The sequence below is a fragment of the Neorhizobium populisoli genome (genome assembly GCF_019430945.1).
In the GTDB taxonomy this organism is placed as follows: domain Bacteria; phylum Pseudomonadota; class Alphaproteobacteria; order Rhizobiales; family Rhizobiaceae; genus Neorhizobium; species Neorhizobium populisoli.
In genome coordinates, this window is record NZ_JAHYCB010000007.1 from 124,847 (window position 1) to 150,731 (window position 25,885).

Below are 25,885 nucleotides of genomic sequence, written 5' to 3' on the forward strand. Positions count from 1 at the left end.
ATATCGCAGTATTATGCTCGCCTAATATTGCGATATTCCCGTAAGCGCCGACAACACATCTCATTTGAGCGGGCACTTACCATGTCGATTTTTTCCGTTCCCGGCGCCGACGCCAAAGCAACGCTTGCAGCCCTGGATCAATCCCAGGCCATCATCGAATTCGATCTCTCCGGGATCATTCTCCGGGCCAACGAGAATTTCTGCCGCACGGTGGGTTACTCGCTGTCGGAAATCGTCGGCAAGCATCACAGCATGTTCTGCGAAGCAGACTATGCTAAGTCGCAGTCCTATCGGGATTTCTGGACACGGCTCGGTAACGGCAAGTTCGATGCCGGCGCCTACAAGCGGATCGGCAAGGGCGGCCGCGAGGTCTGGATCCAGGCGTCGTATAACCCCGTCTCTTCCGGCGGGAAGCCATACAAGGTCGTCAAGTTCGCAACCGATATCACCGCCGCCAAGCCCAAGTCCGCCGAGGACGAAGGCAAGATCGACGCGATCTCCCGCACCCAGGCGATCATCGAATTCACCCCAAGTGGCGATATCCTGACGGCGAACGAGAATTTCTTAGCCTGTCTCGGTTATCAGCTTTCCGAAATCACCGGCAAACATCACAGCATGTTCTGCGAAGCTTCGTTCCGCGACAGCGCGGAATATCGCGCTTTCTGGAAGAAGCTCGCCGGCGGCGAGGCTATCTCGGCGGAATTCAAGCGCATCGGCAAGGGTGGCAAGGTGGCCTGGATCCAGGCGTCCTACAATCCGATCTTCGATGCCGACGGCCGTGTCTTCAAGGTCGTGAAGTTTGCGACCGACATTACCGAGCGGGTGCGCGCCGTCGATGACATTGCCAGCGGCCTCACCGCGCTGTCCAAGGGTGATCTTCTCGCTCATATCGAAAAGCCGTTCATTCCCACGCTCGAGCAGATCCGTACCGATTTCAACGCGGCAGTCTCGACGCTCGCTGATGCCATGCGCACTGTCGGTGAAAACGCCGAAGGCATCGCCAGCGGCTCGAACGAAATTCACAATGCCTCCGACAGCCTGTCGACCCGCACCGAGAAGCAGGCCGCAGCGGTAGAAGAAACCGCCGCCGCCCTCGAAGAGATCAGCCGCACGGTGGCCGACAGCGCCAAGCGGGCCGAAGAAGCCGGTTCGCTGGTGTCACGCGCCAAGAAGAGCGCCGAACATTCCGGCGCCGTCGTCCGCAATGCCGTCGATGCCATGGACCAGATCGAAAACTCGTCCAGAGAGATTTCCACTATCATCGGCGTCATTGATGACATCGCCTTCCAGACCAACCTCCTGGCACTGAATGCCGGCGTCGAGGCTGCCCGTGCCGGCGAAGCGGGCAAGGGTTTTGCAGTCGTCGCGCAGGAAGTCCGCGAACTGGCGCAGCGCTCTGCCAAGGCCGCCAAGGAAATCAAGACGCTGATTTCCACCTCGTCGGAACAGGTAAAGCGCGGCGTCGAACTGGTCGACGAAACAGGCAAGGCGCTGGACGGCATCATGTCTCAGGTGGACGAGATCAACGGCAATATCGCCGCGATCGTCGAAGCCTCCCGCGAACAGTCGACCGGCGTCAGGGAAATCAGCAACGCCGTCAATTCCATGGACCAGAACACGCAGCAGAATGCAGCGATGGTCGAGGAAACCACGGCTGCGAGCCATAGTCTGGCAAAGGAAGCCGAAACTCTGCGCAATCTTTTGGCGCGATTTAGATTTGGGCAACCTTCTTCGCATAAAGTAACCATAGCGCGACCAGATGCACGACCCGTCGCATCGCCGGCACGCAAACTTATGGCTACGGTCGCGCGCGCCGCATCAGGGGGGGCCGCTGCCGCTCAGGCAACGGAGAGTTGGGAAGAATTTTGATGGCTACCACGATCAATTCCACGACCTACGGCGGCGAGACGCTGGAGATCATCGCATTCCGCCTTCACGATCAGGAATTCTGCGTGAAGACAACCACGATCCGCGAAATCCGCGGCTGGGCTCCGTCCACCCCGATCCCGCATTCGCCGGCTGACGTCATCGGCGTCATGAACCTGCGTGGTTCCGTGATCCCGATCATCGACCTTGCCTACAAGCTCGGTATGAAGAGCACCGTCGCCAACGAGCGCAGCGCCATCGTCGTCGCCGAAGTCCACAACATGGTCATCGGCATGCTGGTCGACCGCGTTTCCGACATTCTGACGATTTCGTCGAGCCAGGTTCAGCCGGTTCCGGAAATCTCGGCATCCTTCGACAAATCCTTCTCCGAAGGCATCATCGCCAACGAAAACGGCATGATCTGCTTCCTGAACCTCTCCAAGATGTTCAAGGGCAACGAAGCCGACGATCTGGCTGCCTGATAGTCGCCAAAACCGAATTTAAAAAAGCCGCCCGGTCATGACCGGGCGGCTTTTTCGTTTGCGCAGGCATACATAGGTAAATTTATTCGAAAAATCTAATATTCGCAATTTACTTAAATCACCTGTTAATTCTTAGATGTCCTAATACACCCATAAGTTACGGTTTCGAATTAATCATTGAGACTGGCGCTTAAGATAAAAATTTAGAGAACCGGCAAAAAACATTGCCGTTTCAAGAGGATACTAAATGTTGGGATTGGGTAAAACCGCTGAAGCGCGTCATATCGTCGATGCCATCTCGCGATCGCAAGCCGTTATCGAATTCGATCTGACGGGAACAATCCTCAACGCTAACGCGAATTTTTGTCAAGCCCTGGGTTATTCGCTCAACGAGATCAAAGGACAGCATCACCGGATGTTCTGCGAGCCGGCTTTTGCTGCCTCGGACGAATATCGGACATTCTGGGCCAATCTCGGCGCCGGCAATTTCGATGCCCGCGAATACAAGCGCATCACCAAAACCGGCCGCGAGATCTGGATCCAGGCCTCCTACAATCCGATCTTCCGCGGCGGCAAGCCCTACAAGGTCGTGAAGTTCGCAACAGACATTACTGCGGTAAAGATGGCGGCGTCCGAGGATGCCAGCAAGCTCGCGGCGATCGGCCACTCGCAGGCGGTCATCGAGTTTACGCCGGACGGCGAAATCCTGACCGCCAACGAAAATTTCTGCGCCGGCCTTGGCTACAGCCTGGCGGAGATCAAGGGGCGCCATCACCGCATGTTCTGCGAACCGGGTTATGCGGCATCCGCGGAATACGCCACCTTCTGGAAGAAGCTTGCGAGCGGTGAGTTCATCGCCGACGAATTCGTGCGCTTCGGCAAGGGCGGCAAGGAAATCTGGATTCAGGCAGCCTATAACCCGATCCGCGACATGAGCGGCAAGGTCTACAAGGTCGTCAAATTCGCCACCGACGTGACGCCGCGCATGAGCGCCATCGGCCAGCTCGGCCGCAGCCTGCGCGATCTCGCCGACGGCAAGCTTGCCCAGTCGCTCGAAACCCCGTTCGTGCCGACGATGGAGGCCGTGCGCCAGGATTTCAATACGGTCGCCGCCAAGCTGCGCGATGCCATGCAGGTCGTTGCCCGCAATGCTTCCGGCATCGCGGCTGCCTCCGGTGAAGTTCGCGATGCCTCGCAGGAACTTGCAAAGCGCACCGAACAGCAGGCAGCAGCGCTGGAGCAGGCCGCAGCGGCGCTGGAACAGATCACCAATACGGTCGGCGATTCCAGCAAACGCGCAGACGAGGCCGGCCGCCTCGTCAACCACACTCGCCAGCATGCGGAACAATCCGGCCTCGTGGTGCGCGACGCGATCGCCGCCATGGATCAGATCGCCAATTCTTCCGGCGAGATCACCAATATCATCGGCGTCATCGACGATATCGCCTTCCAGACCAACCTGCTTGCCCTCAACGCAGGCGTCGAGGCAGCGCGCGCCGGTGAAGCAGGCAAGGGCTTTGCCGTCGTCGCCCAGGAAGTTCGTGAGCTTGCACAGCGTTCAGCCAAGGCTGCCAAGGAAATCAAGACGCTGATCAACACATCGAGCCAGCAGGTCTCGTCCGGCGTCGAACTCGTCGGCAAGACCGGGACATCATTGCGCGAGATCGTCGGCCAGGTCGCAGGTATCCACGACAATGTCGCGGCGATCGTCGAGGCCTCCCGCGAACAGGCTACCAGCCTGCGCGAGATCAGCCAGGCGATCAACCATATGGATCAGGCGACCCAGCAGAATGCCGCCATGGTGGAAGAAACCACGGCCGCCAGCCATTCGCTGGCGAGCGAAGCGGAAAGCCTGCGCGAACTACTGGGCCAGTTCGACACCGGCAGCCAGCAACAGAGCCGGTCTGCGCGCCCGGCCTATAATGCGCCGGCTCCGCAGACTGCCCAAACGGTTCAGCTCAGAGCCGCTCATTCAAATCTCATGGCCAAGGCGGTTGGCTGGGAAGATTTCTAAGAAAACCGTCATTTGAACTGGAGAGCCCGCAGCCTGCGAGGTGCTGCGGGCTCTTTTTATGATCAGTCCTTCGGCTCAAATGGAGCCGGACGGCGCCCGGCGCCCTGACGCGTAAGCATCCAGGCCGGATATTCCGGCGGCAGCGCACTGACCTCGTCCAGCTTCGTCATGTCATCCGCGTCGAGCCTCAGCTTCACCGCCTTCAGGTTCTCGTCCAGCTGGTCCAGCCGTTTGGCACCGATGATGACGCTGGTAACGAAGGGCTTGGCGAGGATATAGGCGAGCGCCACTTCCGCAACGCTTGCAGCATGCTTGGTGCCGACTTCGCGCATCGCCGCGACGCAGGCCCAGGCTCGGTCCTTGTCGACCGGCGGGAAATCGAAGGTCGCGCGGCGGCCTTCGTTTGCAGCGCCCGGGCCGTATTTGCCGGAAAGGAGACCGCCGGCCAGCGGCGACCAGACCATCAACCCCATCTTCTCTTCCTGCATCATCGGCACGATATCGCGCTCCAGATCGCGACCGGCGATGGAGTAATAGGCCTGCACCGTCTCGAAACGGGCAAAACCCTTGCGCTCGGAAATGCCGAGCGCCTTGGCAATCCGCCAGGCCGCCCAGTTGGACAGGCCGATATAGCGCACGAGACCGCGCGACACGAGATCGTCCAGCGCCCGCAACGTCTCGTCAATCGGCGTCACGGTATCCGTGCCATGCACCTGATAGAGGTCGATATGATCCATCTGCAGACGCTCCAGGCTCTGCTCGACGGAATCCATGATATGACCGCGGGAGGAGCCGCGATCGTTCGGCTTGTCGCCCATCTGGCCATGCAGCTTCGTGGCGATCACCACGTCCTTGCGGGCGACGCCGAGATTCTTGATCGCCTGGCCGAGGGTGATTTCCGAACGGCCCTGCGAATAGACATTGGCGGTATCGATGAAGTTGATGCCGGCAGCCAGCGACCGCTCGACAATCTTGTCGGAGGCTTCCTGATCGAGACCTGCAACGGCGCTCCAGACAGCACCCTCCTGGTTCTCGCCGAATGTCATCGTGCCAAGGCAAAGCTCGGAAACAAAAAGACCTGTATTGCCCAATTGATTGTAGCGCATGGAGAACTCCCGTATGCACCGAGGACTGAAATAGATATGTTTGGTCGTATGGAGCAGCGGCGAGGCACGCCGCGACTTGGGAAAGACGCCGAGAAGACGCCGCCCGACTCCGAGCTACAATCTAGATCGAAATCGCGCACCGTCAATCGGAGGATCCTCCGTTTTTGATTTCAACTTTTCGTGCGCGCGATATTTTGGCTTGTTGGATGTCCCGCAAACGAGAAAGGGCGGCCAAGCCGCCCTTTCGTTTCACACATATCGGCAGGATCAGCCGAACAGGACGAAACTGCTCTTCAGCGTCACCCAGACACCCCACAGAAGCGGGATGCCGACGACAGCCCAGGCCAATGCCGCCTTGCCGTCGAAGCCGCCGGTGCCGATGCCGAACGAACCGGTCGGACCTGCATTCGCAGCAGCCGTCTTCGCCTGCAGCGAGGCGACTTCCGCATCCGACATAAACCACTTGTCGGAAAGCGGCCGCACCAGCGAGTTCGCGACCAGGCCAAGCACCAGCATGCCGGCGAGGATATACATCGTGCCGGTATAAAGCGCCGGTCCCGGCGCCGTACCGGCGGCGATCTGTGCTTCGCGGATGTAGTTGACGACGACCGGTCCAAGAATGCCCGCCGTGCCCCATGCCGTCAGCAGACGGCCATGGATCGCGCCCACGAACTGCGTTCCGAATATATCGGCCAGATAGGCCGGTACGGTCGCAAAACCACCGCCATACATCGACAGGATGATGCCGAAGGCCAGAACGAAGAGCGCCTTGTTGCCCATCGTGGCAAAGGTCGGCGCAAGCGCATACAGCACGATGCCGATGATGAAGAAGCAGTAATAGGTATTCTTGCGGCCGATCTTGTCGGAGAGCGACGCCCAGAAGAAACGCCCGCCGATGTTGAACAGCGACAGAAGACCGGCGAAACCGGCGGCGATCGTGGCGATCTGTGCCTTCTGACCCACATCAAGTTGCGAGAAGGTGAGGTTCGGCAGGCCGATCAGCGAGCCGGCGAAGATTTCCTGCAGCATAGGCGAAGCCATGCCGAGCACGCCGATACCGGCCGAGACGTTAAGGCACAGGACAGCCCAGATCAGCCAGAACTGCGGCGTCTTGTGCGCATCGCGAAGATGCACGTGCTTGGTGGTGATCATCGTCGACTTGGAGACCGGTGGTGTCCAGCCTTCCGGACGCCAGCCGGCCGGCGGAATGCGGTAACCGAAGGCACCCCCCATCATGAAGCAGAAATAGATCACCGCCATGCAGACGAAAGTCTGCCAGACGCCGACCGAAACATCGGTCTTGAAATAGTTCATCAGCAGGTTTGCGAGCGGAGCGCCGATCATCGCGCCACCGCCGAAGCCCATGATGGCCATCCCGGTCGCCATGCCGCGGCGGTCCGGGAACCATTTGATGAGCGTCGAGACCGGAGAGATGTAACCGAGGCCGAGACCCACGCCGCCGATGACGCCGGCACCCACCCACATCAGCCACAGCTGGTGTGTCATGACACCGATTGCCGCGACGAGAATGCCGCCGCACCAGCAGCAGGCGGACACGAAACCGGCCTTGCGCGGGCCGACCCGCTCCAGCCAACCACCCCAGATGGCCGCCGAGCAGCCGAGCAGCACGAAGAACAGCGTATAGATCCAGCCCAGATCCGCCACGCGCCAGTTGCAGCTTGTCGTAAACAGAGCAGACAACAGGTTCAGACTGGCGCAGGATGGATCTGCAGCACCCGGAATGGCCCTGGAAAGCGGCAGCCAGAACACGCTGAAGCCGTATGCCATGCCGATGCAAAGGTGAATTGCGAGCGCCGCCGGCGGCACGAGCCAGCGGTTGAAGCCCGGTTTTGCGATAATACGTTCCCTATCGAGGAGCCCGACATCGCCGGCCAGGCCCTCGTTCGTTGCAACTGCCATGTAATCTATCCTCCCTCTGGATGATGGCTTCGCGCTATCCCGCTCCCACAGCGCGCAGCGCTGTAGAACTTAGTTTTGGCGCATCGTATTTTCCGAAGATCGAAAACGATTTTCGGATCGATGCGACAGGCTCCCCTCCTGTGTAAAGGCTGACCTCATGCGGCGCTCTCCGGGATATTGGGTTCGGAAAGCGACTCGCCTGCTCCTGGTCCCTTGCCGCCCGGCGCGCCTTTTGCGGCATCCAGACCGACGCCGACGCCCTCGCCGACCTTGGCCTCTGGCCGGCGTATGAGGGCTGACGCCTCGATGACGAGCGGAAGAAAACCTTCCCCGCCCCGGTCGAGATGCTCGAAAAGGTGCCGGCGCATGCGCGGCTCCCAGAATTTGTTGATATGGGTGGCAACCCCTTCCGCGCGCACGTTTTCCGGCTGCGACAGGAAGAAGGTGGCGATCTGATTGGCCATCCGGACGATCTTGTCCATCACCAGCTGTTCGGGGCTTTTGTCATGCGACATTGGCGACAACTCCGGTACTGACGCGGTCGGTGCGCGTGAAAATTTCGAAATCCTCGCCGCGCGTCAGCGCGATGAGCGTCATGCCCGCCTCTTCTGCCGTGCGGATGGCAAGCGCCGTCGGCGCGGAAATGGCGATGAGCACCGCGCTTCCGAGGATCGCCGTCTTCTGCACCATCTCGACCGAAATGCGGCTGGTGACGACCACGACGCCGTCCGCGCCTCTGACACCCTTGCGAATGGCGGCCCCGGCAAGCTTGTCCAGTGCATTATGGCGGCCGACATCTTCGCGCACGGCAACCAGTCCATGGCCGGGGATGAAGAACCCTGCCCCATGCACCGCATGGGTTTGCGCATGCAGCGGCTGCGCAACGTTTAGCGCGGCCACCGCCTCGGCAATTTCCTTCGGCGTCAGCGTCATGGCGATGCCGGAAACATCCGGCACGACGCGCATTGCCTGATCGATCGACTCGATACCGCAAAGCCCACAGCCGACCGGACCCGCCATGCTGCGGCGACGAGCGCGCAACGCATCTTCCTTGTCCTCGGCCAGCGTCACCTGCACATCGAGACCACGGCCCTCATCCAGGACATTGATCTCCTCGATCTCCGCCATGGAGGCGATAATGCCTTCGGTGAGGCTGAAGCCGACCGCGAAGTCTTCGAGATCCGCCGGGGTACCCATCATCACGGCATGGGTGGAGCCGCCATAGGAAAATGCGATCGGCACTTCTTCGGGGACGATGCGGGAGCTGGCACGTGTGACGCCGTTGCGGCGGGAGATTTCGGGGGCGGTGGCGGTGGTTTTGTGGGTGGTCAAAAGGCGCCCCCCTCTGCCCTGCCGGGCATCTCCCCCTCAAGGGGGGAGATCGAATCGTGGCACTGCCTCGCTTCATTTAAGCGCCGAAGATTGGAGGAAGCCCGTGCGCCCAGCCAATCTTCCCCCTTGAGGGGGAGATGCCCGGCAGGGCAGAGGGGGGTGCCACGACCTCGCACAATCACTACTCAGCCGCCTCCATCTTCCCCGCGATCCGACGAGACCGCCGCACCAGCTCGTTGTAATCTTCCTGCCATTCCGTCGGCCCGTTCGACGGCGAAATCTGCACCGCCGTCACCTTGTATTCCGGACAATTGGTCGCCCAGTCGGAGAAGTCGGTGGTGATGACGTTCGCCTGCGTGTCCGGATGGTGGAAGGTCGTATAAACCACGCCCGGCGCCACGCGATCGGTGATCAGCGCCCTGAGCGTCGTGTCCCCCGAACGGCTGGCAAGCTTTACCCAGTCGCCTTCCTTCACCCCACGCTGCTCGGCATCATGCGGATGGATTTCCAGCCGGTCTTCCGCATGCCAGGCGACGTTTTCGGTCCGCCGCGTCTGGGCGCCGACATTGTACTGGCTGAGGATGCGGCCGGTGGTGAGCAACAGCGGGAAGCGCGGGCCGGTGCGCTCATCGGTCGCGACATATTCGGTGCGGATGAACTTGCCCTTGCCGCGCACGAAACCGTCCACATGCATGATCGGCGAACCGACCGGGAATTTCTCGTTGCACGGCCACTGAACCGAGCCCATCTTTTCCAGATAGTCGTAGGAGACGAGTGCGAAACTCGGCGTCGTGGCAGCGATTTCATCCATGATCTGCGACGGATGCGTGTAGTTCCAGTTCAGACCCATGGCCTGCGCCAGCTTCTGGGTGACTTCCCAGTCGGCATAACCGTTCTTCGGGCTCATCACCTTGCGGACGCGGTTGATACGGCGCTCGGCATTGGTGAACGTGCCGTCCTTTTCCAGGAAGGTCGAACCCGGCAGGAAGACATGCGCGTAATTGGCGGTCTCGTTGAGGAAGAGGTCGTGAACCACGACACATTCCATCGCTTCGAGACCGGCCGAAACATGCTTGGTATCAGGGTCGGACTGGAGAATGTCCTCGCCCTGGATATAGATGCCCTTGAACGTGCCTTCGACGGCTGCATCCAGCATGTTGGGGATGCGCAGGCCCGGCTCGTTGTTGAGCGTCACGCCCCAGAGCTTTTCGAAGATATCGCGGGTCGCATCGTCGGAGATGTGGCGGTATCCCGGCAGTTCGTGCGGGAAGGAACCCATGTCGCAGGAGCCCTGCACATTGTTCTGGCCGCGCAACGGGTTCACGCCGACGCCCGGACGGCCGATATTGCCGGTGACCATCGCAAGGTTGGCGATCGCCATGACGGTGGTCGAACCCTGGCTGTGCTCGGTAACGCCGAGGCCGTAATAGATCGAGCCGTTGCCGCCCGTCGCAAACAGCCGAGCCGCGCCGCGGATCAGCTCCGGCTTCACGCCGGTGAACTTCTCGATCGCTTCCGGGCTGTGCTGCTCTTCCGAGACAAAGGCAGCCCAGTCCTCGAATTCCGACCAGTCGCAGCGTTCGCGGATGAATTGTTCGGCAAACAGGCCTTCCGTGACGATGACATGCGCAAGCGCCGTCATCACGGCGACATTGGTGCCCGGCAGCAGCGGCAGGTGATAAGCCGCTTCGATATGCGGCGACTTGACGAGATCGGTGCGACGCGGATCGATGACGATCAATTTCGCGCCCTGGCGCAGCCGCTTCTTCAGTCGCGAACCGAACACCGGATGACCGTCCGTCGGGTTGGCGCCGATGACGACGACCACATCCGTATGCTCGACCGAATCGAAATTCTGGGTGCCGGCAGACGTACCGAAAGCCTGACCGAGGCCATAACCAGTCGGCGAATGGCAGACGCGGGCGCAAGTATCGACATTGTTGTTGCCGAAACCGGCGCGGATCAGCTTCTGAACCAGGAAGGTTTCTTCATTGGTGCAGCGCGACGAGGTGATGCCGCCGATCGACTCGCGGCCGTATTGATACTGGATGCGCTTGAACTCGGAGGCCACATGGGCATAGGCCTCTTCCCAGGTCACTTCCCGCCACGGATCGGAAATCTTCTCGCGGATCATCGGGTTGAGGATGCGGTCCTTGTGGGTCGCATAACCGTAGGCAAAGCGGCCCTTGACGCAGGAATGGCCGCGGTTCGCCTGGCCGTCCTTGTAGGGCACCATGCGCACCAGTTCTTCGCCGCGCATTTCTGCCTTGAACGAGCAGCCGACACCGCAATAGGCGCAGGTAGTGACTGCCGAGTGCTCCGGCTGGCCGATCGCGATCACCGACTTTTCGGTCAGCGTCGCCGTCGGGCAGGCCTGCACACAGGCGCCGCAGGAGACGCATTCGGAATCGAGGAAATGTTCATGCGCACCGGGCGAGACACGGCTCTCGAAGCCGCGGCCCTCGATGGTCAGCGCAAACGTCCCCTGTACTTCTTCGCAGGCACGGACGCAGCGCGAGCAGACGATACATTTCGAAGGGTCGTAGGTGAAATAGGGGTTCGACTCGTCCTTCGGCATCCATTTGGCGTTGATATCGCCGCCGTTGCGGGCCTTGACGTGGTTGTCACCCTCGTAGCCGTAACGCACATCGCGAAGGCCCACTGCGCCGGCCATGTCCTGCAATTCGCAGTCGCCATTGGCGGCGCAGGTCAGACAGTCGAGCGGGTGGTCGGAGATATAAAGCTCCATCACGCCCTTGCGGATATCCTTCAACCGGCCTGTCTGGGTGTGAACCACCATGCCCGGCATGACCGGCGTGGTGCAGGAAGCAGGCGTTCCGTTGCGGCCTTCGATCTCCACGAGACAGAGGCGGCAGGAGCCGAATGCGTCGACCATGTCGGTGGCGCAAAGCTTCGGCACCTGAATGCCGGCCTCCATCGAGGCGCGCATGATCGAGGTGCCTTCCGGCACAGTGATGGCGCGGCCATCAATGGTGAGCGTTACCTGGGCTTCGGAACGGGAAGCCGGTGTGCCGTAGTCGATTTCATGAACGAGGGACATGATGTTACTCCGCCGCTTCGATAAGGGGTGTTGGAGCGAAATCCTCCGGGAAATGGTTCATCGCGCTCATGACAGGATAGGGCGTGAACCCGCCGAGCGCGCAGAGCGAGCCGAATTTCATGGTGTTGCAAAGGTCCGCCAGCAGCACCTTGTTCTTTTCCGGCTCGATGCCAGCCCTGATCTTGTCGGCCGTCTCGACACCGCGGGTCGAGCCGATACGGCAGGGTGTGCACTTGCCGCAGCTTTCGATGGCGCAGAATTCCATCGCGAACCGCGCCTGCTTCAACATGTCGGCAGAATCGTCGAACACGGTGATGCCGGCATGGCCGATCAATCCGTCCTTGGCCGCAAACGATTCATAATCAAACGGCGTATCGAACAGCGCACGCGGGAAATAAGCTCCAAGCGGCCCACCGACCTGCACCGCCTTCACCGGCCGTCCTGTCGCCGTACCGCCGCCGATCCGGTCGACGATCTCGCCGAGCGTCAGGCCGAAGGCGACCTCATAAAGCCCGCCATGCTTGACGTTGCCGGCAATCTGGATCGGGATCGTGCCACGCGAACGGCCCATGCCGAAGTTTTTATAATACTCAGCGCCCTGGTCCATGATCACCGGGACTGAGGCGAGCGAAATGACGTTGTTGACCACCGTCGGCCGGCCAAGAAAACCCTGCAGCGCCGGGAGCGGTGGCTTGGCGCGCACAATGCCGCGCTTGCCTTCCAGCGAATTGAGCAGCGAGGTCTCCTCGCCGCAGACATAAGCGCCGGCGCCGGAACGGATCTCGATGTCGAAAGCGTATTTCGAACCCATGACAGATGCGCCGAGGAAACCCGCCGCGCGGGCGATTTCCACCGCTTCGGTCATCGTCGCGATCGCGTGCGGATATTCCGAGCGGGTGTAGACGTAGCCCTTCGTGGCTCCCGTCGCGATGCCGGCAATCGTCATGCCTTCAATCAGCACGAAGGGATCACCCTCCATGATCATCCGGTCGGCAAATGTCGCGCTGTCACCCTCGTCGGCATTGCAGACGATATATTTCTGCGGTCCCGCCGCATCCATCACCGTCTTCCACTTGATGCCGGTCGGGAAACCCGCGCCGCCGCGACCGCGCAGACCGCTATCGGTGACCTGCTTGACGATATCGGCGGAGGCCATCGCAATGGCCTTCTCGAGACCTGCAAAACCACGATGGGCGCGATAATCTGCGATCGACAGCGGATCGGTAATGCCGCAGCGGGCAAAGGTCAGGCGCGTCTGCTGACGAAGGAAGTCGATTTCCTCCGTCAGCCCGAGACAGAGGTTGTGGCTCTTGCCTTCGAGCAGCCCGGCATCGAAGAGCCCGGCCACATCGGCGGCTTTCACCGGTCCATAGGCCACGCGGCCCTTGTCCGTTTCGACCTCGACAAGCGGCTCCAGCCACAGCATTCCACGCGAACCATTGCGCACGACCTTAACATCGAGCCCGCGAGCCGCAATCTCCTGGGCAATCGCTTTTGCCACCTTCTCGGCACCGAGTGCCAGCGCGGCAGCATCGCGCGGAACGAAGATTTTCACCGTCATCGGCGCACCTCCGCAACGATTTCGGAAAGACAGTGCTCATCGACCCGGCCATAGACCTCGCCGTCCAGCATGGCGGCGGGCGCACAGGCGCAGAGGCCGAGACAGTAGACGGCTTCGAGCGTCACCGCGCCGTCCAGCGTCGTCTGATGGAAGTCGATACCGAGCATCTGCCGGGCGCGATCCGCAATGCGGTCGCTGCCCATCGACTGGCAGGCTTCGGCGCGACAGAGTTTTAGGACATGCCGGCCGGCGGGATGATCGCGGAACTCGTGATAGAAGGTCACAACACCGTGTACTTCGGCACGCGACAGGTTCAACTCGCTGGCGATGACCGGTTTCACCTCGTCCGGCACGTAGCCGAACTCCGCCTGAATGGCGTGCAGGATCGGCAGCATCGGGCCTTCCAGATGCTTCAGATCCCGAATGATCTCAAGCGACCGCTCGGTAACGGAACCGGCGGAAACGCGAATATTCATAGACTTGGCCTCCCGGCTGATCCGGCGTCCGCCCTCCGACGGTCACAGGATCAGAATTCTGAGCAGCGTACGACAGTCTGACCACGCCAACTGAGGGCGAGTGTTGCAACGTGGGTCACAACCGTCAATAAAGGAGATCGGTTACGCGATAGAAAAAAACTATCAAGCCATAGCGGCTGGAGTGAGGCTACGCGCCTCGTGCAGCAGCGCCGAGACCAGTGGCGTAAAGGGTTCGCGGTGTGTTGCGACCAGCCCGACGATATGGCTGGCCTCCGGTTCGACGATCGGGATCGTGCGGATTTGTTTGGCAAAACCATAGGATCGGGCGACATTGCGCGGCATGATACTGGCCCAGCGGCCGGTGCCGATATGCGAAAGCAGCACCACCATCGAATTTGATTCGAGCATCGGCTTCACCGTAATACCGGCTTCGGCAAGGTGCTGGTTGATGATCCGGCGGTTTTGCATGTCCGGCGTCAATAGGCAGAGCCTAAGATCGGCCATCTCCTTCCAGGTGACGTTTTCCCGATCCGCCAGCGGCGCCCCCGCGGCCGTCACCAGATTGTAGGTCTCTGCATAGAGCGGCACGCTGGTAACCCGCCCGAGCGGCTCGTTGTCGAGATAGGTGATGCCCGCGTCGATCTCGAAATTGTCGAGCTGCGACAGAACCTGCAGCGAATTGCGCGACACGACGGAAAAGGTGACATCCGGGTGTTTTGCCTGGAACGGCTCGGTCAGACGCGGGATCATGGCGAGTGCCGTCGGGATCGAGGCAAGCCGGATATGCCCGGCGAGGCCCTTGCGGGCCGCCCGCATTTCCTCGCGCATGGTGCGCGCGTCGCCCACGATGCGCTTGGCCCATTCCAGCACGCGCTGGCCTTCCGGCGTCAGGCCCTGGTATCGCGAACCGCGAACCACGAGCTGCACACCGAGCTGTTCCTCCAACTGCCGGATCGCTGCCGAAAGCGAGGGCTGTGAAATGCCGCATTCTTCCGCCGCCCTGCCGAAATGCGCTTCGCGGGCCAGCGCAATGAAGAATTCCAGCTTGTCGATCATCGGCGATCCTCCGTCATAAACGGCTAACCTGCCAAAGCCCAAGATACAAGCGAAGGCCTGACGAACTGCTGTCATCAAAACTTGCTTTACGTCGGCGATTGGCTGAAGCTTGATTGTCAGGTCCACGCCGACCCGCCGGAAGAGGCTCCCTTGAACGCCCTAAACATGAATTCGCCTGAGATGAAAAACCAGCAGGATGTCACCGATCTTTTCGTGATCGGCGGCGGGATCAACGGCTGCGGCATCGCCCGTGATGCTATCGGTCGCGGTTATTCCGTGACGCTCGCCGAGATGAACGATTTCGCCTCCGGCACATCCTCGCGCGCCACCAAACTCATCCATGGCGGCCTGCGCTATCTGGAGCATTATGAATTCCGGTTGGTGCGGGAATCGCTGATGGAACGCGAAATCCTCTGGGCGATGGCGCCGCATATCATCTGGCCGCTGCGCTTCGTGCTGCCGTTCCAGAGGGGCGGCATCCGCCCCGCCTGGCTGATCCGCCTCGGCCTTTTTCTTTACGACAATCTCGGCGGCCGCAAACTGTTGCCGGGCACGAAGACGTTGGACCTGCGCACCGACCCCGCCGGCAAGGCGCTGAAGCCGGTCTTCTCCACCGCATTCGAATATTCCGATGGCTGGGTGGATGACGCCCGTTTCGTGGTGCTGAACGCCCGCGATGCCGCCGATCGTGGCGCGACCATCCTGCCGCGCCACCGCGTCCTCTCTGCGCGCCGGGAGAATAATCTCTGGCGCATCGAACTGCGCAGCGAAGTGACCGGGGAAACACAGACCCGATACGCTCGCATGCTGGTCAACGCCTCCGGCCCATGGGTCGACAACGTCATCGCCATTACCGGCGAAAACGAGAAACGCCATGTCCGCCTCGTCCAGGGCAGCCACATCATCGTGCGCAGGAAGTTCGAGGGCGAGCGCGCCTATTTCTTCCAGAACCCGGACAACCGCATCATTTTCGCCATTCCCTACGAAGATCATTTCACGCTGATCGGCACGACCGATCGCGATTATCAGGGCGATCCCAAGGATGTGGCGATCAGCGAGGCGGAGACCGATTATCTCTGTAATGCGGCCAGCGAATATTTCGCCGAGCCGGTCAGGCGCGAGGATATCATCTGGACCTATTCCGGCGTGCGCCCCCTCTTCGACGACGGCGCTTCCAAGGCCCAGGAAGCGACCCGCGATTATGTGCTTAAGGTCGAGGACGCCAAGCGCCAAGCGCCGATCCTCAACGTCTTTGGCGGCAAGCTCACCACCTATCGCCGGCTTTCCGAACATGCGCTGGAAAAGATCGGCGAAGCGATCGGCGTCAGCGGCAAACCGTGGACCGCGACGAGCAAGCTTCCCGGCGGCGAATTCGCCGTCACCGGTCGTGCGGCGCAGGCGGCTGGCCTGAAAAACCGCTATCCCTTTCTCAGCGATGAACTTGCCACACGCCTTACCCGCCATTACGGCACCCGTGCCGCCAAGCTACTCGGCGAAGCCAAGAGCGAAGCTGATCTTGGCCGGCATTTCGGCGCAGGGCTTTACGAGGCAGAGATCCGCTACCTGATGGCCGAGGAATGGGCGATGACGGCGGAGGATATTCTCTGGCGCCGCACCAAGCTGGGGCTGCGGCTGACAGCAGAGGAGGCGAGAGCGCTGGAGCAACACGTTCTTGCGCTCAAACAGAACGTCTGAACCGAAATCAACACCCGCCAAACCTTGCCAAAACATCCTCGCTGGACAAGTTTATGATCGTGAAGTGATATAAGCCCGACAAGGATTGGCAGTGCACGATTTCAACCCTCTCTATTTCCTCGAAGGCGGCGGTGCGGTCGTCAAAGCCATCAGGGATGTGGATTGGGCAAAGACGCCGATCGGGCCGATCGAAACATGGCCGGTCGCCCTCAAGACAACCGTCTCGACCATCCTCAACTCGCACTTCCCTGCTGCGATCGTCTGGGGCCCGGATTATACGACGATCTACAACGATGCTTTCCGGCCGATTCTCGGCAACAAGCCTGAGGCGATGGGTCGGCCGTTTTACGAGATATGGCAAGAGGCCTGGGACGAGATCGGCAGTATTGCCGACCGAGCCTATGCCGGAGAAGCGACTTTCATCGAGGACTTTCCCCTTGAGATCAATCGCTTCGGCAGGACAGAAAAAGCCTATTTCACCTTCTGCTACAGCCCGTTGCGCGATGACCAGGGACGCCTTGCCGGCTTGTTGGATACGGTTGTCGAAACGACCGGCAAGGTGGAAATCCAGCAACAGTCCCGCGTCCTGAATGCCGAACTGCAACATCGCATCAAGAACACACTCGCCATGGTGACCTCGATCGTCAACCAGACGCTTCGTCGCCTGCCCAATGCCGGGCCGGTGAAAGAAGCGCTGATGCTGCGGCTGACGGCGCTTGCCAATACCCACGACGCCTTGACCGGCACCGGCCGAGCCAGTGCCGCGATCGGCGATATCGTCAGCGGCGCGCTCTCACCACATGAGGCCAGCCAAAAGCAGATGACCGTTGAAGGCCCGCGGATCAGGCTTTCCGAGAGACAGGCTCTATCCCTTGCGCTCGCCATCAACGAGCTTGCCACCAATTCCATCAAATACGGATCGCTCAGCACCTCGGTGGGCGATGTGCGCATCGCCTGGTCGGTAACCGATGGTGATGACGGCAAGTTTCAGTTCAGCTGGGAGGAAAAGAATGGCCCGATCGTCGAGCCGCCGACCCGGAAGGGTTTTGGCTCGCTCCTCATCGAGCGGGTCGTTCCGGGTGACTTCGGGGGGACGGCTACGCTAAGCTATGACCCGTCCGGGCTGTATTACACGATGGTCACCGATCGCAACCAGATCGTCGATCGGTTGGAACACTGACTTGCAGGCAGCTTGCGTGGAATGAGCGACAACAAAGGAAAAGACGGCCTTTCGGCCGCCTCATATTTTTCCAGCTGATCAAATCTCAGATCCGTTGGGTCCTATCAGGCACCGACAACGATACCGTTGAGATGCGTCAGTTCGGCAAGGAACTGCTCGAGCTTGGTCTTGTGCTCGTCACCGTTGGCCTTGGAAATATCGGCCTGCGTCGATTCAATGCGCTTCTGCAGCGTGTCGCGGGTCAGCTCGCTGGCGGCAACAGCCGATTCTGCGAGCAGCGTGCAGCTGTTCGGCAGGATGTCTGCAAAACCGCCGAATACGACGTATTTGTTGACCTGGCCGGAAGCGAGCTTCACGGTCACCACGCCCGGCTTGATGGTCGTCATCGTCGGCGCGTGATTGACCAGCACCGTCATTTCGCCAAGCGTTGCCGGGATCACCACTTCGGAGACCTTCTCCGAAACGAGCAGACGCTCGGGCGAAACCAGTTCAAAGTTGAAAGCGTCGGCCATGAAGGTCCACTTCCCCGATTTTCCCGCGCGAAAATAATGTCCGGCGCAGGCTTGAGTCTCTTATGCGGAATTGGCGCGCCGAACCGGTGTCCCGCGCGCCGTCTTGTCGGCTATTAAGCGGCTTCAGCCAGCTTCTTTGCCTTTTCCATGGCTTCTTCGATCGAGCCGACCATGTAGAAGGCAGCTTCCGGAAGATGGTCGTAATCGCCGTTGACGAGGCCCTTGAAGCCCTTGATCGTGTCTTCTAGAGCAACCAGCTTGCCTGGCGAACCGGTGAAGACTTCGGCGACGAAGAACGGCTGCGACAGGAAGCGCTCGATCTTGCGGGCGCGGGCAACGGTCATCTTGTCCTCTTCGGACAGTTCGTCCATGCCGAGGATGGCGATGATGTCCTGCAGCGACTTGTAGCGCTGCAGAGTCGTCTGCACCTTACGGGCAATTTCGTAATGCTCTTCGCCGACAACCATCGGGTCGAGCATGCGCGAGGTGGAGTCGAGCGGGTCGACGGCCGGGTAGATACCCTTTTCGGCGATCGAGCGCGACAGAACCGTCGTTGCGTCCAAGTGGGCGAACGAGGTTGCCGGCGCCGGGTCGGTCAAGTCGTCGGCGGGAACGTAGATGGCCTGAACCGAGGTGATCGAACCCTTGGTCGTGGTGGTGATGCGTTCCTGCATCTGGCCCATGTCGGTGGCGAGCGTCGGCTGGTAACCCACGGCCGAAGGAATACGGCCGAGCAGAGCCGACACTTCCGAACCTGCCTGGGTGAAGCGGAAGATGTTGTCGACGAAGAACAGAACGTCCTGGCCCTTGTCGCGGAAGTCTTCAGCGATAGTCAGACCGGTCAGAGCGACGCGAGCGCGAGCGCCCGGCGGTTCGTTCATCTGGCCGTAAACGAGGGCTGCCTTGGAACCTTCGCCGCCGCCATGCTTGTTGACGCCCGATTCGATCATTTCGTGGTAGAGGTCGTTGCCTTCGCGGGTACGTTCACCCACGCCCGCAAACACCGAATAACCACCGTGCGCCTTGGCGACGTTGTTGATCAGTTCCATGATCAGAACGGTCTTGCCGACGCCTGCGCCGCCGAAGAGGCCGATCTTGCCGCCCTTTGCGTAAGGAGCGAGAAGGTCGACGACCTTGATGCCGGTGACCAGGATCTGGCCTTCGGTCGACTGCTCGACGTAGGACGGTGCTTCCTGGTGGATGGCGCGCTTGCCTGAGGTGACGAGCGGACCGGCTTCGTCAACCGGCTCGCCGATGACGTTCATGATGCGGCCGAGCGTTTCCGGACCGACCGGAACGGTGATCGGAGCGCCCGTATCCGTTACCTGCTGGCCGCGGACAAGACCTTCGGTCGAGTCCATCGCGATGGTGCGGACGGAATTTTCGCCGAGGTGCTGCGCGACTTCGAGAACGAGGCGGTTGCCGTTGTTCTCGGTTTCGAGCGCATTCAGGATCGCCGGCAGTTCGCCGTCGAACGCGACGTCGACGACAGCGCCGATAACCTGGGTTACCTTGCCGAGGGACGTGCCCGTTGCGTTAGCCATGATTCATACCCTCTTTCTGGTACCTCAGAGCGCTTCCGCGCCCGAAATGATTTCGATGAGTTCCTTGGTGATCTGTGCCTGCCGCTGACGGTTGTAGGAGAGCGTCAGCTTGTTGATCATGTCACCGGCATTGCGCGTTGCGTTGTCCATTGCGGACATCTGCGCGCCATAGAAGGAAGCGTTGTTTTCGAGAAGCGCCCGGAAGATCTGCACCGCGATGTTCTTCGGCAGCAGGTCTTCGAGGATTTCCTCTTCGCTCGGCTCGTATTCGTAGAGCGCCGAGGAAGCATCCGCCGTCCCGGTGGTCTCGAACTTCGCCGGAATGATCTGGCTCGCGGTCGGCACCTGGGCGATCACCGACTGGAAGCGCGCGTAAAACAGCGTCGCGACGTCGAATTCGCCGGCGTTGAACAGTGCCAGAACCTTGTGAGCCACTTCGTCCGCCTGAGCGAAACCGAGCGACTTCACTTCGCGGAACGTCACGTAGTCGACGATGTTCTCACGGAACGAGCGGCGCAGGATGTCGTTGCCCTTGCGGCCGACGGTCAGGATCTTGACCGTCTTGCCCTGGGCAAGCAGCTTCAGCGCATGATCGCGGGCCATGCGGATGATCGAGGAGTTGAAGCCCCCGGCCAGACCGCGTTCGCCGGTCGCGACGATCAGGAGGTGAACCTGATCCTTGCCCGTGCCCGAAAGCAGCAGCGGCGCTTCCGCATTGCCGGCATTGGCGGCCGAAAGGCCGGCCAACACCTTGTTCATCCGTTCCGCATAAGGACGAGCGGCCTCGGCCGCTTCCTGCGCACGGCGCAGCTTCGCCGCGGCGACCATCTTCATCGCCTTGGTGATCTTCTGCGTCGCCTTGACGGAGGCGATCCGGTTTTTCAGATCCTTAAGTGAAGGCATCCGTTATCGGTCCTTAGCTTTGATCCGGTCTCAGGCGAACGACTTGGCGTAGCTGTCGAGAGCTGCCTTGACCTTCGCGCGGGTGTCGTCCGACAGCTGCTTCTCGGCACGGATCGTGTCGAGGATCGCCTTGCCTTCGGAACGCATGTAGGAGAGCAGGCCCTGTTCGAACTTGCCGACCTGGGTCACGGCGATCTTGTCCAGATAGCCATTGACGCCTGCGAAGATCACCACGACCTGTTCTTCCGTCTTCAGCGGCGAGAACTGCGGCTGCTTCAGGAGTTCGGTCAGGCGGGCGCCGCGGTTGAGCAGGCGCTGCGTCGAGGCATCGAGGTCGGAGCCGAACTGGGCGAAGGCTGCCATTTCACGATACTGGGCAAGCTCGCCCTTGATCGAACCGGCAACCTGCTTCATCGCCTTGATCTGTGCGGCGGAACCAACGCGGGAAACCGACAGACCGACGTTAACGGCCGGACGGATACCCTGATAGAACAGGTCGGTTTCGAGGAAGATCTGGCCGTCGGTGATCGAGATCACGTTGGTCGGAATGAACGCCGAAACGTCGTTACCCTGGGTTTCGATAACCGGCAGAGCGGTCAGCGAGCCGGCACCGGCAGCGTCGCCCATCTTGGCGGCGCGCTCGAGAAGGCGCGAATGGAGATAGAAAACGTCGCCCGGATAAGCTTCGCGGCCCGGAGGACGGCGCAGCAGGAGCGACATCTGACGGTAGGCGACGGCCTGCTTGGAAAGGTCGTCGTAACCGATCAGCGCGTGCATGCCGTTATCGCGGAAATATTCGCCCATCGCGCAACCGGCGAACGGTGCGAGATACTGCATCGGAGCCGGATCAGAAGCCGTTGCGGCAACGATGATCGAATACTGCAGGGCGCCGCGCTCTTCGAGAACCTTGACGAACTGGGCAACAGTCGAACGCTTCTGGCCGATAGCGACGTAGACGCAGAACAGCTTTTCGCCTTCCGGACCGTTGTCGTGAATGGCCTTCTGGTTGAGGATCGCGTCGAGAATGATCGCGGTCTTGCCGGTCTGACGGTCACCGATGACCAGCTCGCGCTGGCCGCGGCCGACCGGGATCAGAGCGTCGATGGCCTTGAGGCCGGTCGACATCGGCTCATGAACCGACTTGCGCGGAATGATGCCCGGAGCCTTGACGTCGACGCGCGAGCGGCGGGTCGCATTGATCGGGCCCTTGCCGTCGATCGGGTTGCCGAGCGCGTCGACGACGCGGCCGAGCAGTTCCGGACCAACCGGAACGTCGACGATGGCGCCGGTCCGCTTGACGGTATCGCCTTCCTTGATGCCACGGTCGGAACCGAAGATGACGACGCCGACATTGTCGGCTTCGAGGTTCAGCGCCATGCCGCGGATGCCGCCCGGGAACTCGACCATTTCGCCGGCCTGGACATTGTCCAGACCGTAGACACGGGCGATACCGTCACCGACGGAGAGAACCTGGCCGACTTCGGAAACTTCGGCTTCCTGGCCGAAATTCTTGATCTGGTCCTTGAGAATTGCGGAAATTTCCGCTGCACGGATATCCATCAGCCGACCTCTTTCAATGCAAGCTTAAGAGTGGAAAGTTTGGTGCGAAGGGACGTATCGATCTGACGCGAACCGACCTTGACGACCAGACCACCGAGGATCGACGGATCGATCTTCACGGCAATGGTCACATCCTTGCCGGTCACGCCCTTCAGCGCCGACTTGAGTTCAGATTCCTGCGCTGCGGAGAGCGCATGCGCCGAGGTGACCTCGGCAGTGATTTCACCGCGATGCTGGGCGGCGATCACGCGGAAGGCGCGGATCATGCCGGGGATCGCGAACAGGCGGCGGTTGCCGGCAACGACCTTCAGGAAATTGCCGACCAGACCGGCAATGCCAGCCTTCTCGGCGACGGCCGCAACGGCGTTGCTCTGCTCTTCGGCGGAAAAGACCGGGCTTGCGACCAGACGTCGCAGATCTTCGCTTTCGTCCAGCAGCGCCTGAAAACGATCAAGATCGGAACCGACCTTGTCGACCGAACCGGACTCCAAAGCCAGTTCGAAAAGCGAGGAAGCGTAACGCTCCGCTACACCGGAAATAAGCTGGGACGTGTCAGCCACGGGCACAGTTTCCCTGTATTGCCATCCAAGCGCCAGACCCTATGGGAGAGGTGCAGCAAGACCTTGAAAACGTTTGATTATTTCTCAGAACCTGTAGAGCAGGCGCTCTACCCTTTCCGACTTTCGGGGTCCGTCTAGCATAGGCTGTAAGGACTCGCAACACGCCTGATAGAGGAAAAAGCCCATGACGCAAGGGCTTGAACCTCATTTTATACCGAAGACGGAAGGATTTTCGGGAGACTGCGTCTCACCGCATCAAAACAAGGCGTCAGATATAGCCGAAAACATAGGCGAGAGGCCCGCTGGCAAGCACAACCTGAAGTAAGAAAAATGCTACATTTCTGGGCGTGAAGCCCCGATCGAGACCCCAGGACAGCAGGCGCCCGACTGCAGCGAAACCAAGGGCGATGCCGAGCGTCATATAGATCCAGTCCTGCGCCAGCATGATGGCTGCCAGTCCCAATCCGAGATGATGACCACCGACGGCACGCACCGCGCCATATCCTTCCGGCCGGACCTCACCAACCTGGAATGCCGAAAGACGCAACATCAAGGCCGGCAACAGGAAAGCCACAAGACCGAGGAAGGCGGTCGCCGCGGAGCAGATGAAGGCGACCTGCTCGCCGAGTTCAGTGGGGAAGTAGAGTTCCATGCCAGTTCCATGCCTTTGATTCGTAGATTGACGCCAGCTTGCATCATGAGCACGAAGACAGGGTTAACAGATCCTTGCCGTGGGCTACAGAAAGCTCTGCGGATCGACATCCAGCTGGATCTGCACCGAGCCCCGCTGCTTCGGCCCGTTGGCCAGCATCGCCTTCAAAAACGCCTGCATGTCGGAATTGCGGCGACCATGGACCAGCAGACGAAAACGGTGCCTTCCACGCACCAGCGCCAGCGGCGCCTCGGCCGGACCCAGCACGGAAATGCCGGTGACGCGAGGGGCTGCGGCACGAAGGCCGCGCGCATGGGTTTCCGCATCGGCGCGCGTATCGGCCGAGACGATCAGCGAGGCGAGACGACCGAAGGGAGGCAGAATCGCCTTTTCCCGCTCGGCGATTTCCCGTTCGTAGAAAGCGCCCGCGTCACCGGAAACGATCGCCTGCATGACAGGATGCTGCGGCTGGAAAGTTTGCAAAAGCCCGTGGCTTTTCAGGCCGGTACGCCCGGCGCGGCCGGTGACCTGCGAAAGCAGCTGGAACGTGCGTTCGGCCGCCCGTGGATCGCCGTTCGACAAGCCGATATCGGAATCGACGATGCCGACCAGCGTCATCAGCGGAAAATTATGCCCCTTGGCAACGAGCTGCGTGCCGATGACGATATCCGCCTCGCCCTTGGCGATCGCTTCCAGTTCAAGCCGCATGCGCTTGACCCCACCGAGCAGGTCCGAGGACATGACGATGGTGCGGGCATCCGGGAAATGTTTTTCCACCTCTTCGGCAATGCGCTCCACACCCGGTCCGCAGGCGACGAGATGGTCGAGCGTGCCGCATTCCGGGCAGGCTTCCGGCGTATGCTCGTGATAACCGCACTGATGGCACTGGATCTGGCTCTTGAACCGGTGTTCCACCAGCCAGCTCGAACATTGCGGGCACTGGAAACGGTGGCCGCAGACGCGGCAGAGCGTCAACGGCGCATAACCGCGGCGATTGAGGAAAAGCAGCGCCTGTTCCTTGCGCTCGATCGTCTTCGCAATCGCCCGCAGCAGGATAGGCGAGAGGAAACCTCCACGCTGCGGCGGATGCCGACGCATGTCGACCAGATGCAGGTCCGGCAGCGCCGCGTCGCCAAAGCGCGTGGGCAGGTGCACAGTCGTGTAGCGGCCGGAAAGCCCGTTCACCTGGCTTTCTACGGACGGCGTCGCCGAGACCAGCACGATCGGGAAATCGCCGATCCGCGCCCGCACCACGGCCATGTCGCGGGCATTGTAGAAGACGCGGTCTTCCTGCTTGTAGGCGGGATCGTGTTCTTCATCGATGATGATCAGGCCAAGCTCTTCGAACGGCAGGAACAGCGCCGAACGGGCGCCGGCCACCACCCTCACCTCACCTGTCACCACCCCGCGCCAGACCTTTTCGCGCATGCGCGGCGGCAGATCGGAATGCCATTCACCCGGCTTGGCACCGAAGCGGTTTTCGAAACGCTCGAGAAAGGCCGAAGTCAGCGCGATTTCCGGCAGCAGGATCAGGACCTGCTTGCCACGCCGCAAAGTCTCGGCAATCGCCTCGAAATAGACCTCCGTCTTGCCGGAGCCGGTGACGCCATCGATCAGCGAGGCGGCAAAACCGCCGGCCTTGATGGATTCGACGATTTCGGCTGCGGCCTCCTTCTGCGGCCCTTCGATGCGAGGCGCTGCATAGTCCGGATCGGGCCTGGCCACGACCGGAGGCGGCGGTAGAAAAATCGTCTCGAAAATACCCTGTGCCGTCATCCCGTCGATGACGCTCATCGACACGCCGGCCGCATGCGCCAGCCCGCTGCGTGTCCAGGGAATTTCCTCTTCACCGGCAAGGTCCAGCACGCGGGCACGCGCCGGCGTCAACCGCTCCGGTTGGCCGCCGAGATAACGCAAGGCTTCCACCATCGGCTCGGGATCGAGCGCCGCGGGAGCACGGATCGCCATACGAGCCACCAGCCCCGGCGGAGAGAGCGTATAGGCCGAAACCCAATCGACGAAATCACGCATTTCCTTGGAAAGCGGCGGGCAATCGAAGGCGAGCGTGATCGGCCTCAGTTTCTTCGGGTCGAGCTTGTCATCATTCTCGCCGTCCCAGACGACGCCGATATGCTGGCGTGGCCCGACTGGCACCTGCACGACCGAACCCGGCTCCACATACATGCCTTCCGGCACGGCATAGCTATACGCTCCCGGCACCGGCAACGGCACCAGGACCGGCACGACGCGAACCTGCGCCGGTGCTTCGGGTAGCAGCTCGCCAAATAGGGAGCCGAGGAGATCGGACGAATCTTTGCCCATACGGCGGGACCATGCCGAAAGAGAGAACAGAAGTGAACCCTCTACAGCGCCGCGCGACATTTTATGGCGCGCAAAGGACGCTA

Annotated in this window: 20 protein-coding genes; 5 read left to right on the forward strand and 15 right to left on the reverse strand. The window is 60.9% G+C overall.

The window, feature by feature from the left end:
* Positions 1-81: 81 nt before the first annotated feature.
* The 3 genes from KX729_RS20705 to KX729_RS20715 all read left to right on the forward strand — a co-directional run bounded on the left by KX729_RS20705 (position 82) and on the right by KX729_RS20715 (position 4,362).
* Positions 82-1,869, forward strand: coding sequence for a methyl-accepting chemotaxis protein (locus KX729_RS20705; RefSeq protein WP_219744388.1), 1,788 nt, complete (start codon positions 82-84; stop codon positions 1,867-1,869).
* Positions 1,869-2,348: a chemotaxis protein CheW gene (locus KX729_RS20710; RefSeq protein ID WP_219744389.1), complete on the forward strand. Its 480-nt coding sequence runs from the start codon at positions 1,869-1,871 to the stop codon at positions 2,346-2,348. The genes KX729_RS20705 and KX729_RS20710 overlap by 1 nt, the downstream gene beginning before the upstream one ends.
* A gap of 247 nt (positions 2,349-2,595) precedes the next feature.
* A complete protein-coding gene (locus KX729_RS20715) occupies positions 2,596-4,362 on the forward strand; it encodes a methyl-accepting chemotaxis protein (RefSeq protein ID WP_219744390.1) in 1,767 nt (588 codons plus the stop codon).
* A gap of 62 nt (positions 4,363-4,424) precedes the next feature.
* Here the strand turns inward: KX729_RS20715 and KX729_RS20720 are convergent, their stop codons facing one another.
* The 8 genes from KX729_RS20720 to KX729_RS20755 all read right to left on the reverse strand — a co-directional run bounded on the left by KX729_RS20720 (position 4,425) and on the right by KX729_RS20755 (position 14,874).
* Positions 4,425-5,468, reverse strand: a complete 1,044-nt coding sequence (locus tag KX729_RS20720; RefSeq protein WP_219744391.1) for an aldo/keto reductase — start codon at positions 5,466-5,468, stop codon at positions 4,425-4,427.
* A 267-nt stretch (positions 5,469-5,735) separates the two neighbouring features.
* Complete coding sequence (locus tag KX729_RS20725) at positions 5,736-7,388, reverse strand: OFA family MFS transporter (protein ID WP_219744392.1); 1,653 nt, start codon at positions 7,386-7,388, stop codon at positions 5,736-5,738.
* Between the two features lie 155 nt (positions 7,389-7,543).
* Entirely contained in the window at positions 7,544-7,903 is a 360-nt protein-coding gene (locus KX729_RS20730) for a formate dehydrogenase subunit delta (RefSeq protein WP_219744393.1), read from the reverse strand.
* The gene (gene fdhD / locus KX729_RS20735; protein WP_219744394.1) at positions 7,893-8,720 is read right to left on the reverse strand and encodes a formate dehydrogenase accessory sulfurtransferase FdhD; all 828 of its coding nucleotides are present in this window, start codon (positions 8,718-8,720) and stop codon (positions 7,893-7,895) included. Before fdhD ends, KX729_RS20730 begins: the two co-directional genes overlap by 11 nt.
* Before the next feature lie 181 nt (positions 8,721-8,901).
* Entirely contained in the window at positions 8,902-11,781 is a 2,880-nt protein-coding gene (gene fdhF, locus KX729_RS20740; RefSeq protein WP_219744395.1) for a formate dehydrogenase subunit alpha, read from the reverse strand.
* 4 nt (positions 11,782-11,785) lie between these two features.
* Positions 11,786-13,342, reverse strand: coding sequence for a formate dehydrogenase beta subunit (locus KX729_RS20745; RefSeq protein ID WP_219744396.1), 1,557 nt, complete (start codon positions 13,340-13,342; stop codon positions 11,786-11,788).
* Complete coding sequence (locus tag KX729_RS20750) at positions 13,339-13,818, reverse strand: formate dehydrogenase subunit gamma (protein WP_219744397.1); 480 nt, start codon at positions 13,816-13,818, stop codon at positions 13,339-13,341. The genes KX729_RS20745 and KX729_RS20750 overlap by 4 nt, the downstream gene beginning before the upstream one ends.
* Before the next feature lie 162 nt (positions 13,819-13,980).
* On the reverse strand, positions 13,981-14,874 hold the full coding sequence (locus KX729_RS20755; protein ID WP_219744398.1) for a LysR family transcriptional regulator: 894 nt from the start codon (positions 14,872-14,874) through the stop codon (positions 13,981-13,983).
* Between the two features lie 180 nt (positions 14,875-15,054).
* Between KX729_RS20755 and glpD the strand changes: the two genes are divergently transcribed.
* Together glpD and KX729_RS20765 are read left to right on the forward strand one after the other, a co-directional pair.
* Complete coding sequence (glpD, locus tag KX729_RS20760) at positions 15,055-16,569, forward strand: glycerol-3-phosphate dehydrogenase (protein ID WP_219744669.1); 1,515 nt, start codon at positions 15,055-15,057, stop codon at positions 16,567-16,569.
* 91 nt (positions 16,570-16,660) lie between these two features.
* The gene (locus KX729_RS20765; protein ID WP_219744399.1) at positions 16,661-17,749 is read left to right on the forward strand and encodes a sensor histidine kinase; all 1,089 of its coding nucleotides are present in this window, start codon (positions 16,661-16,663) and stop codon (positions 17,747-17,749) included.
* 104 nt (positions 17,750-17,853) lie between these two features.
* Here KX729_RS20765 and KX729_RS20770 read toward each other — a convergent pair whose 3' ends face one another.
* From KX729_RS20770 to KX729_RS20800, 7 genes are all read right to left on the reverse strand, one after another.
* Positions 17,854-18,261: a F0F1 ATP synthase subunit epsilon gene (locus KX729_RS20770; RefSeq protein WP_219744400.1), complete on the reverse strand. Its 408-nt coding sequence runs from the start codon at positions 18,259-18,261 to the stop codon at positions 17,854-17,856.
* Positions 18,262-18,374: 113 nt separating this feature from the next.
* Positions 18,375-19,805: a F0F1 ATP synthase subunit beta gene (atpD, locus tag KX729_RS20775; protein WP_219744401.1), complete on the reverse strand. Its 1,431-nt coding sequence runs from the start codon at positions 19,803-19,805 to the stop codon at positions 18,375-18,377.
* 24 nt (positions 19,806-19,829) lie between these two features.
* On the reverse strand, positions 19,830-20,708 hold the full coding sequence (locus KX729_RS20780) for a F0F1 ATP synthase subunit gamma (RefSeq protein WP_219744402.1): 879 nt from the start codon (positions 20,706-20,708) through the stop codon (positions 19,830-19,832).
* Positions 20,709-20,738: 30 nt separating this feature from the next.
* The gene (gene atpA / locus KX729_RS20785) at positions 20,739-22,268 is read right to left on the reverse strand and encodes a F0F1 ATP synthase subunit alpha (protein WP_219744403.1); all 1,530 of its coding nucleotides are present in this window, start codon (positions 22,266-22,268) and stop codon (positions 20,739-20,741) included.
* Positions 22,268-22,834, reverse strand: coding sequence for a F0F1 ATP synthase subunit delta (locus KX729_RS20790; RefSeq protein WP_219744404.1), 567 nt, complete (start codon positions 22,832-22,834; stop codon positions 22,268-22,270). The genes atpA and KX729_RS20790 overlap by 1 nt, the downstream gene beginning before the upstream one ends.
* A 262-nt stretch (positions 22,835-23,096) precedes the next feature.
* On the reverse strand, positions 23,097-23,480 hold the full coding sequence (locus KX729_RS20795; protein ID WP_219744405.1) for an AGROH133_08824 family phage infection protein: 384 nt from the start codon (positions 23,478-23,480) through the stop codon (positions 23,097-23,099).
* Positions 23,481-23,564: 84 nt separating this feature from the next.
* Positions 23,565-25,802, reverse strand: a complete 2,238-nt coding sequence (locus KX729_RS20800; RefSeq protein WP_219744406.1) for a primosomal protein N' — start codon at positions 25,800-25,802, stop codon at positions 23,565-23,567.
* Between the last annotated feature and the right edge of the window lie 83 nt (positions 25,803-25,885).

What these genes read in the sequence shown, in the direction of transcription:
- KX729_RS20745 (WP_219744396.1), bottom strand. Translation starts at nt 13,342, where the DNA reads ATGACGGTGAAAATCTTCGTTCCGCGCGATGCTGCCGCGCTGGCACTC.
- KX729_RS20770 (WP_219744400.1), bottom strand. Translation starts at nt 18,261, where the DNA reads ATGGCCGACGCTTTCAACTTTGAACTGGTTTCGCCCGAGCGTCTGCTC.
- KX729_RS20795 (WP_219744405.1), bottom strand. Translation starts at nt 23,480, where the DNA reads ATGGAACTCTACTTCCCCACTGAACTCGGCGAGCAGGTCGCCTTCATC.
- KX729_RS20725 (WP_219744392.1), bottom strand. Translation starts at nt 7,388, where the DNA reads ATGGCAGTTGCAACGAACGAGGGCCTGGCCGGCGATGTCGGGCTCCTC.
- KX729_RS20780 (WP_219744402.1), bottom strand. Translation starts at nt 20,708, where the DNA reads ATGCCTTCACTTAAGGATCTGAAAAACCGGATCGCCTCCGTCAAGGCG.
- KX729_RS20800 (WP_219744406.1), bottom strand. Translation starts at nt 25,802, where the DNA reads ATGGGCAAAGATTCGTCCGATCTCCTCGGCTCCCTATTTGGCGAGCTG.
- KX729_RS20755 (WP_219744398.1), bottom strand. Translation starts at nt 14,874, where the DNA reads ATGATCGACAAGCTGGAATTCTTCATTGCGCTGGCCCGCGAAGCGCAT.
- KX729_RS20710 (WP_219744389.1), top strand. Translation starts at nt 1,869, where the DNA reads ATGGCTACCACGATCAATTCCACGACCTACGGCGGCGAGACGCTGGAG.
- KX729_RS20750 (WP_219744397.1), bottom strand. Translation starts at nt 13,818, where the DNA reads ATGAATATTCGCGTTTCCGCCGGTTCCGTTACCGAGCGGTCGCTTGAG.
- KX729_RS20720 (WP_219744391.1), bottom strand. Translation starts at nt 5,468, where the DNA reads ATGCGCTACAATCAATTGGGCAATACAGGTCTTTTTGTTTCCGAGCTT.
- KX729_RS20715 (WP_219744390.1), top strand. Translation starts at nt 2,596, where the DNA reads ATGTTGGGATTGGGTAAAACCGCTGAAGCGCGTCATATCGTCGATGCC.
- fdhF (WP_219744395.1), bottom strand. Translation starts at nt 11,781, where the DNA reads ATGTCCCTCGTTCATGAAATCGACTACGGCACACCGGCTTCCCGTTCC.
- KX729_RS20730 (WP_219744393.1), bottom strand. Translation starts at nt 7,903, where the DNA reads ATGTCGCATGACAAAAGCCCCGAACAGCTGGTGATGGACAAGATCGTC.
- atpD (WP_219744401.1), bottom strand. Translation starts at nt 19,805, where the DNA reads ATGGCTAACGCAACGGGCACGTCCCTCGGCAAGGTAACCCAGGTTATC.
- glpD (WP_219744669.1), top strand. Translation starts at nt 15,055, where the DNA reads ATGAAAAACCAGCAGGATGTCACCGATCTTTTCGTGATCGGCGGCGGG.
- atpA (WP_219744403.1), bottom strand. Translation starts at nt 22,268, where the DNA reads ATGGATATCCGTGCAGCGGAAATTTCCGCAATTCTCAAGGACCAGATC.
- KX729_RS20705 (WP_219744388.1), top strand. Translation starts at nt 82, where the DNA reads ATGTCGATTTTTTCCGTTCCCGGCGCCGACGCCAAAGCAACGCTTGCA.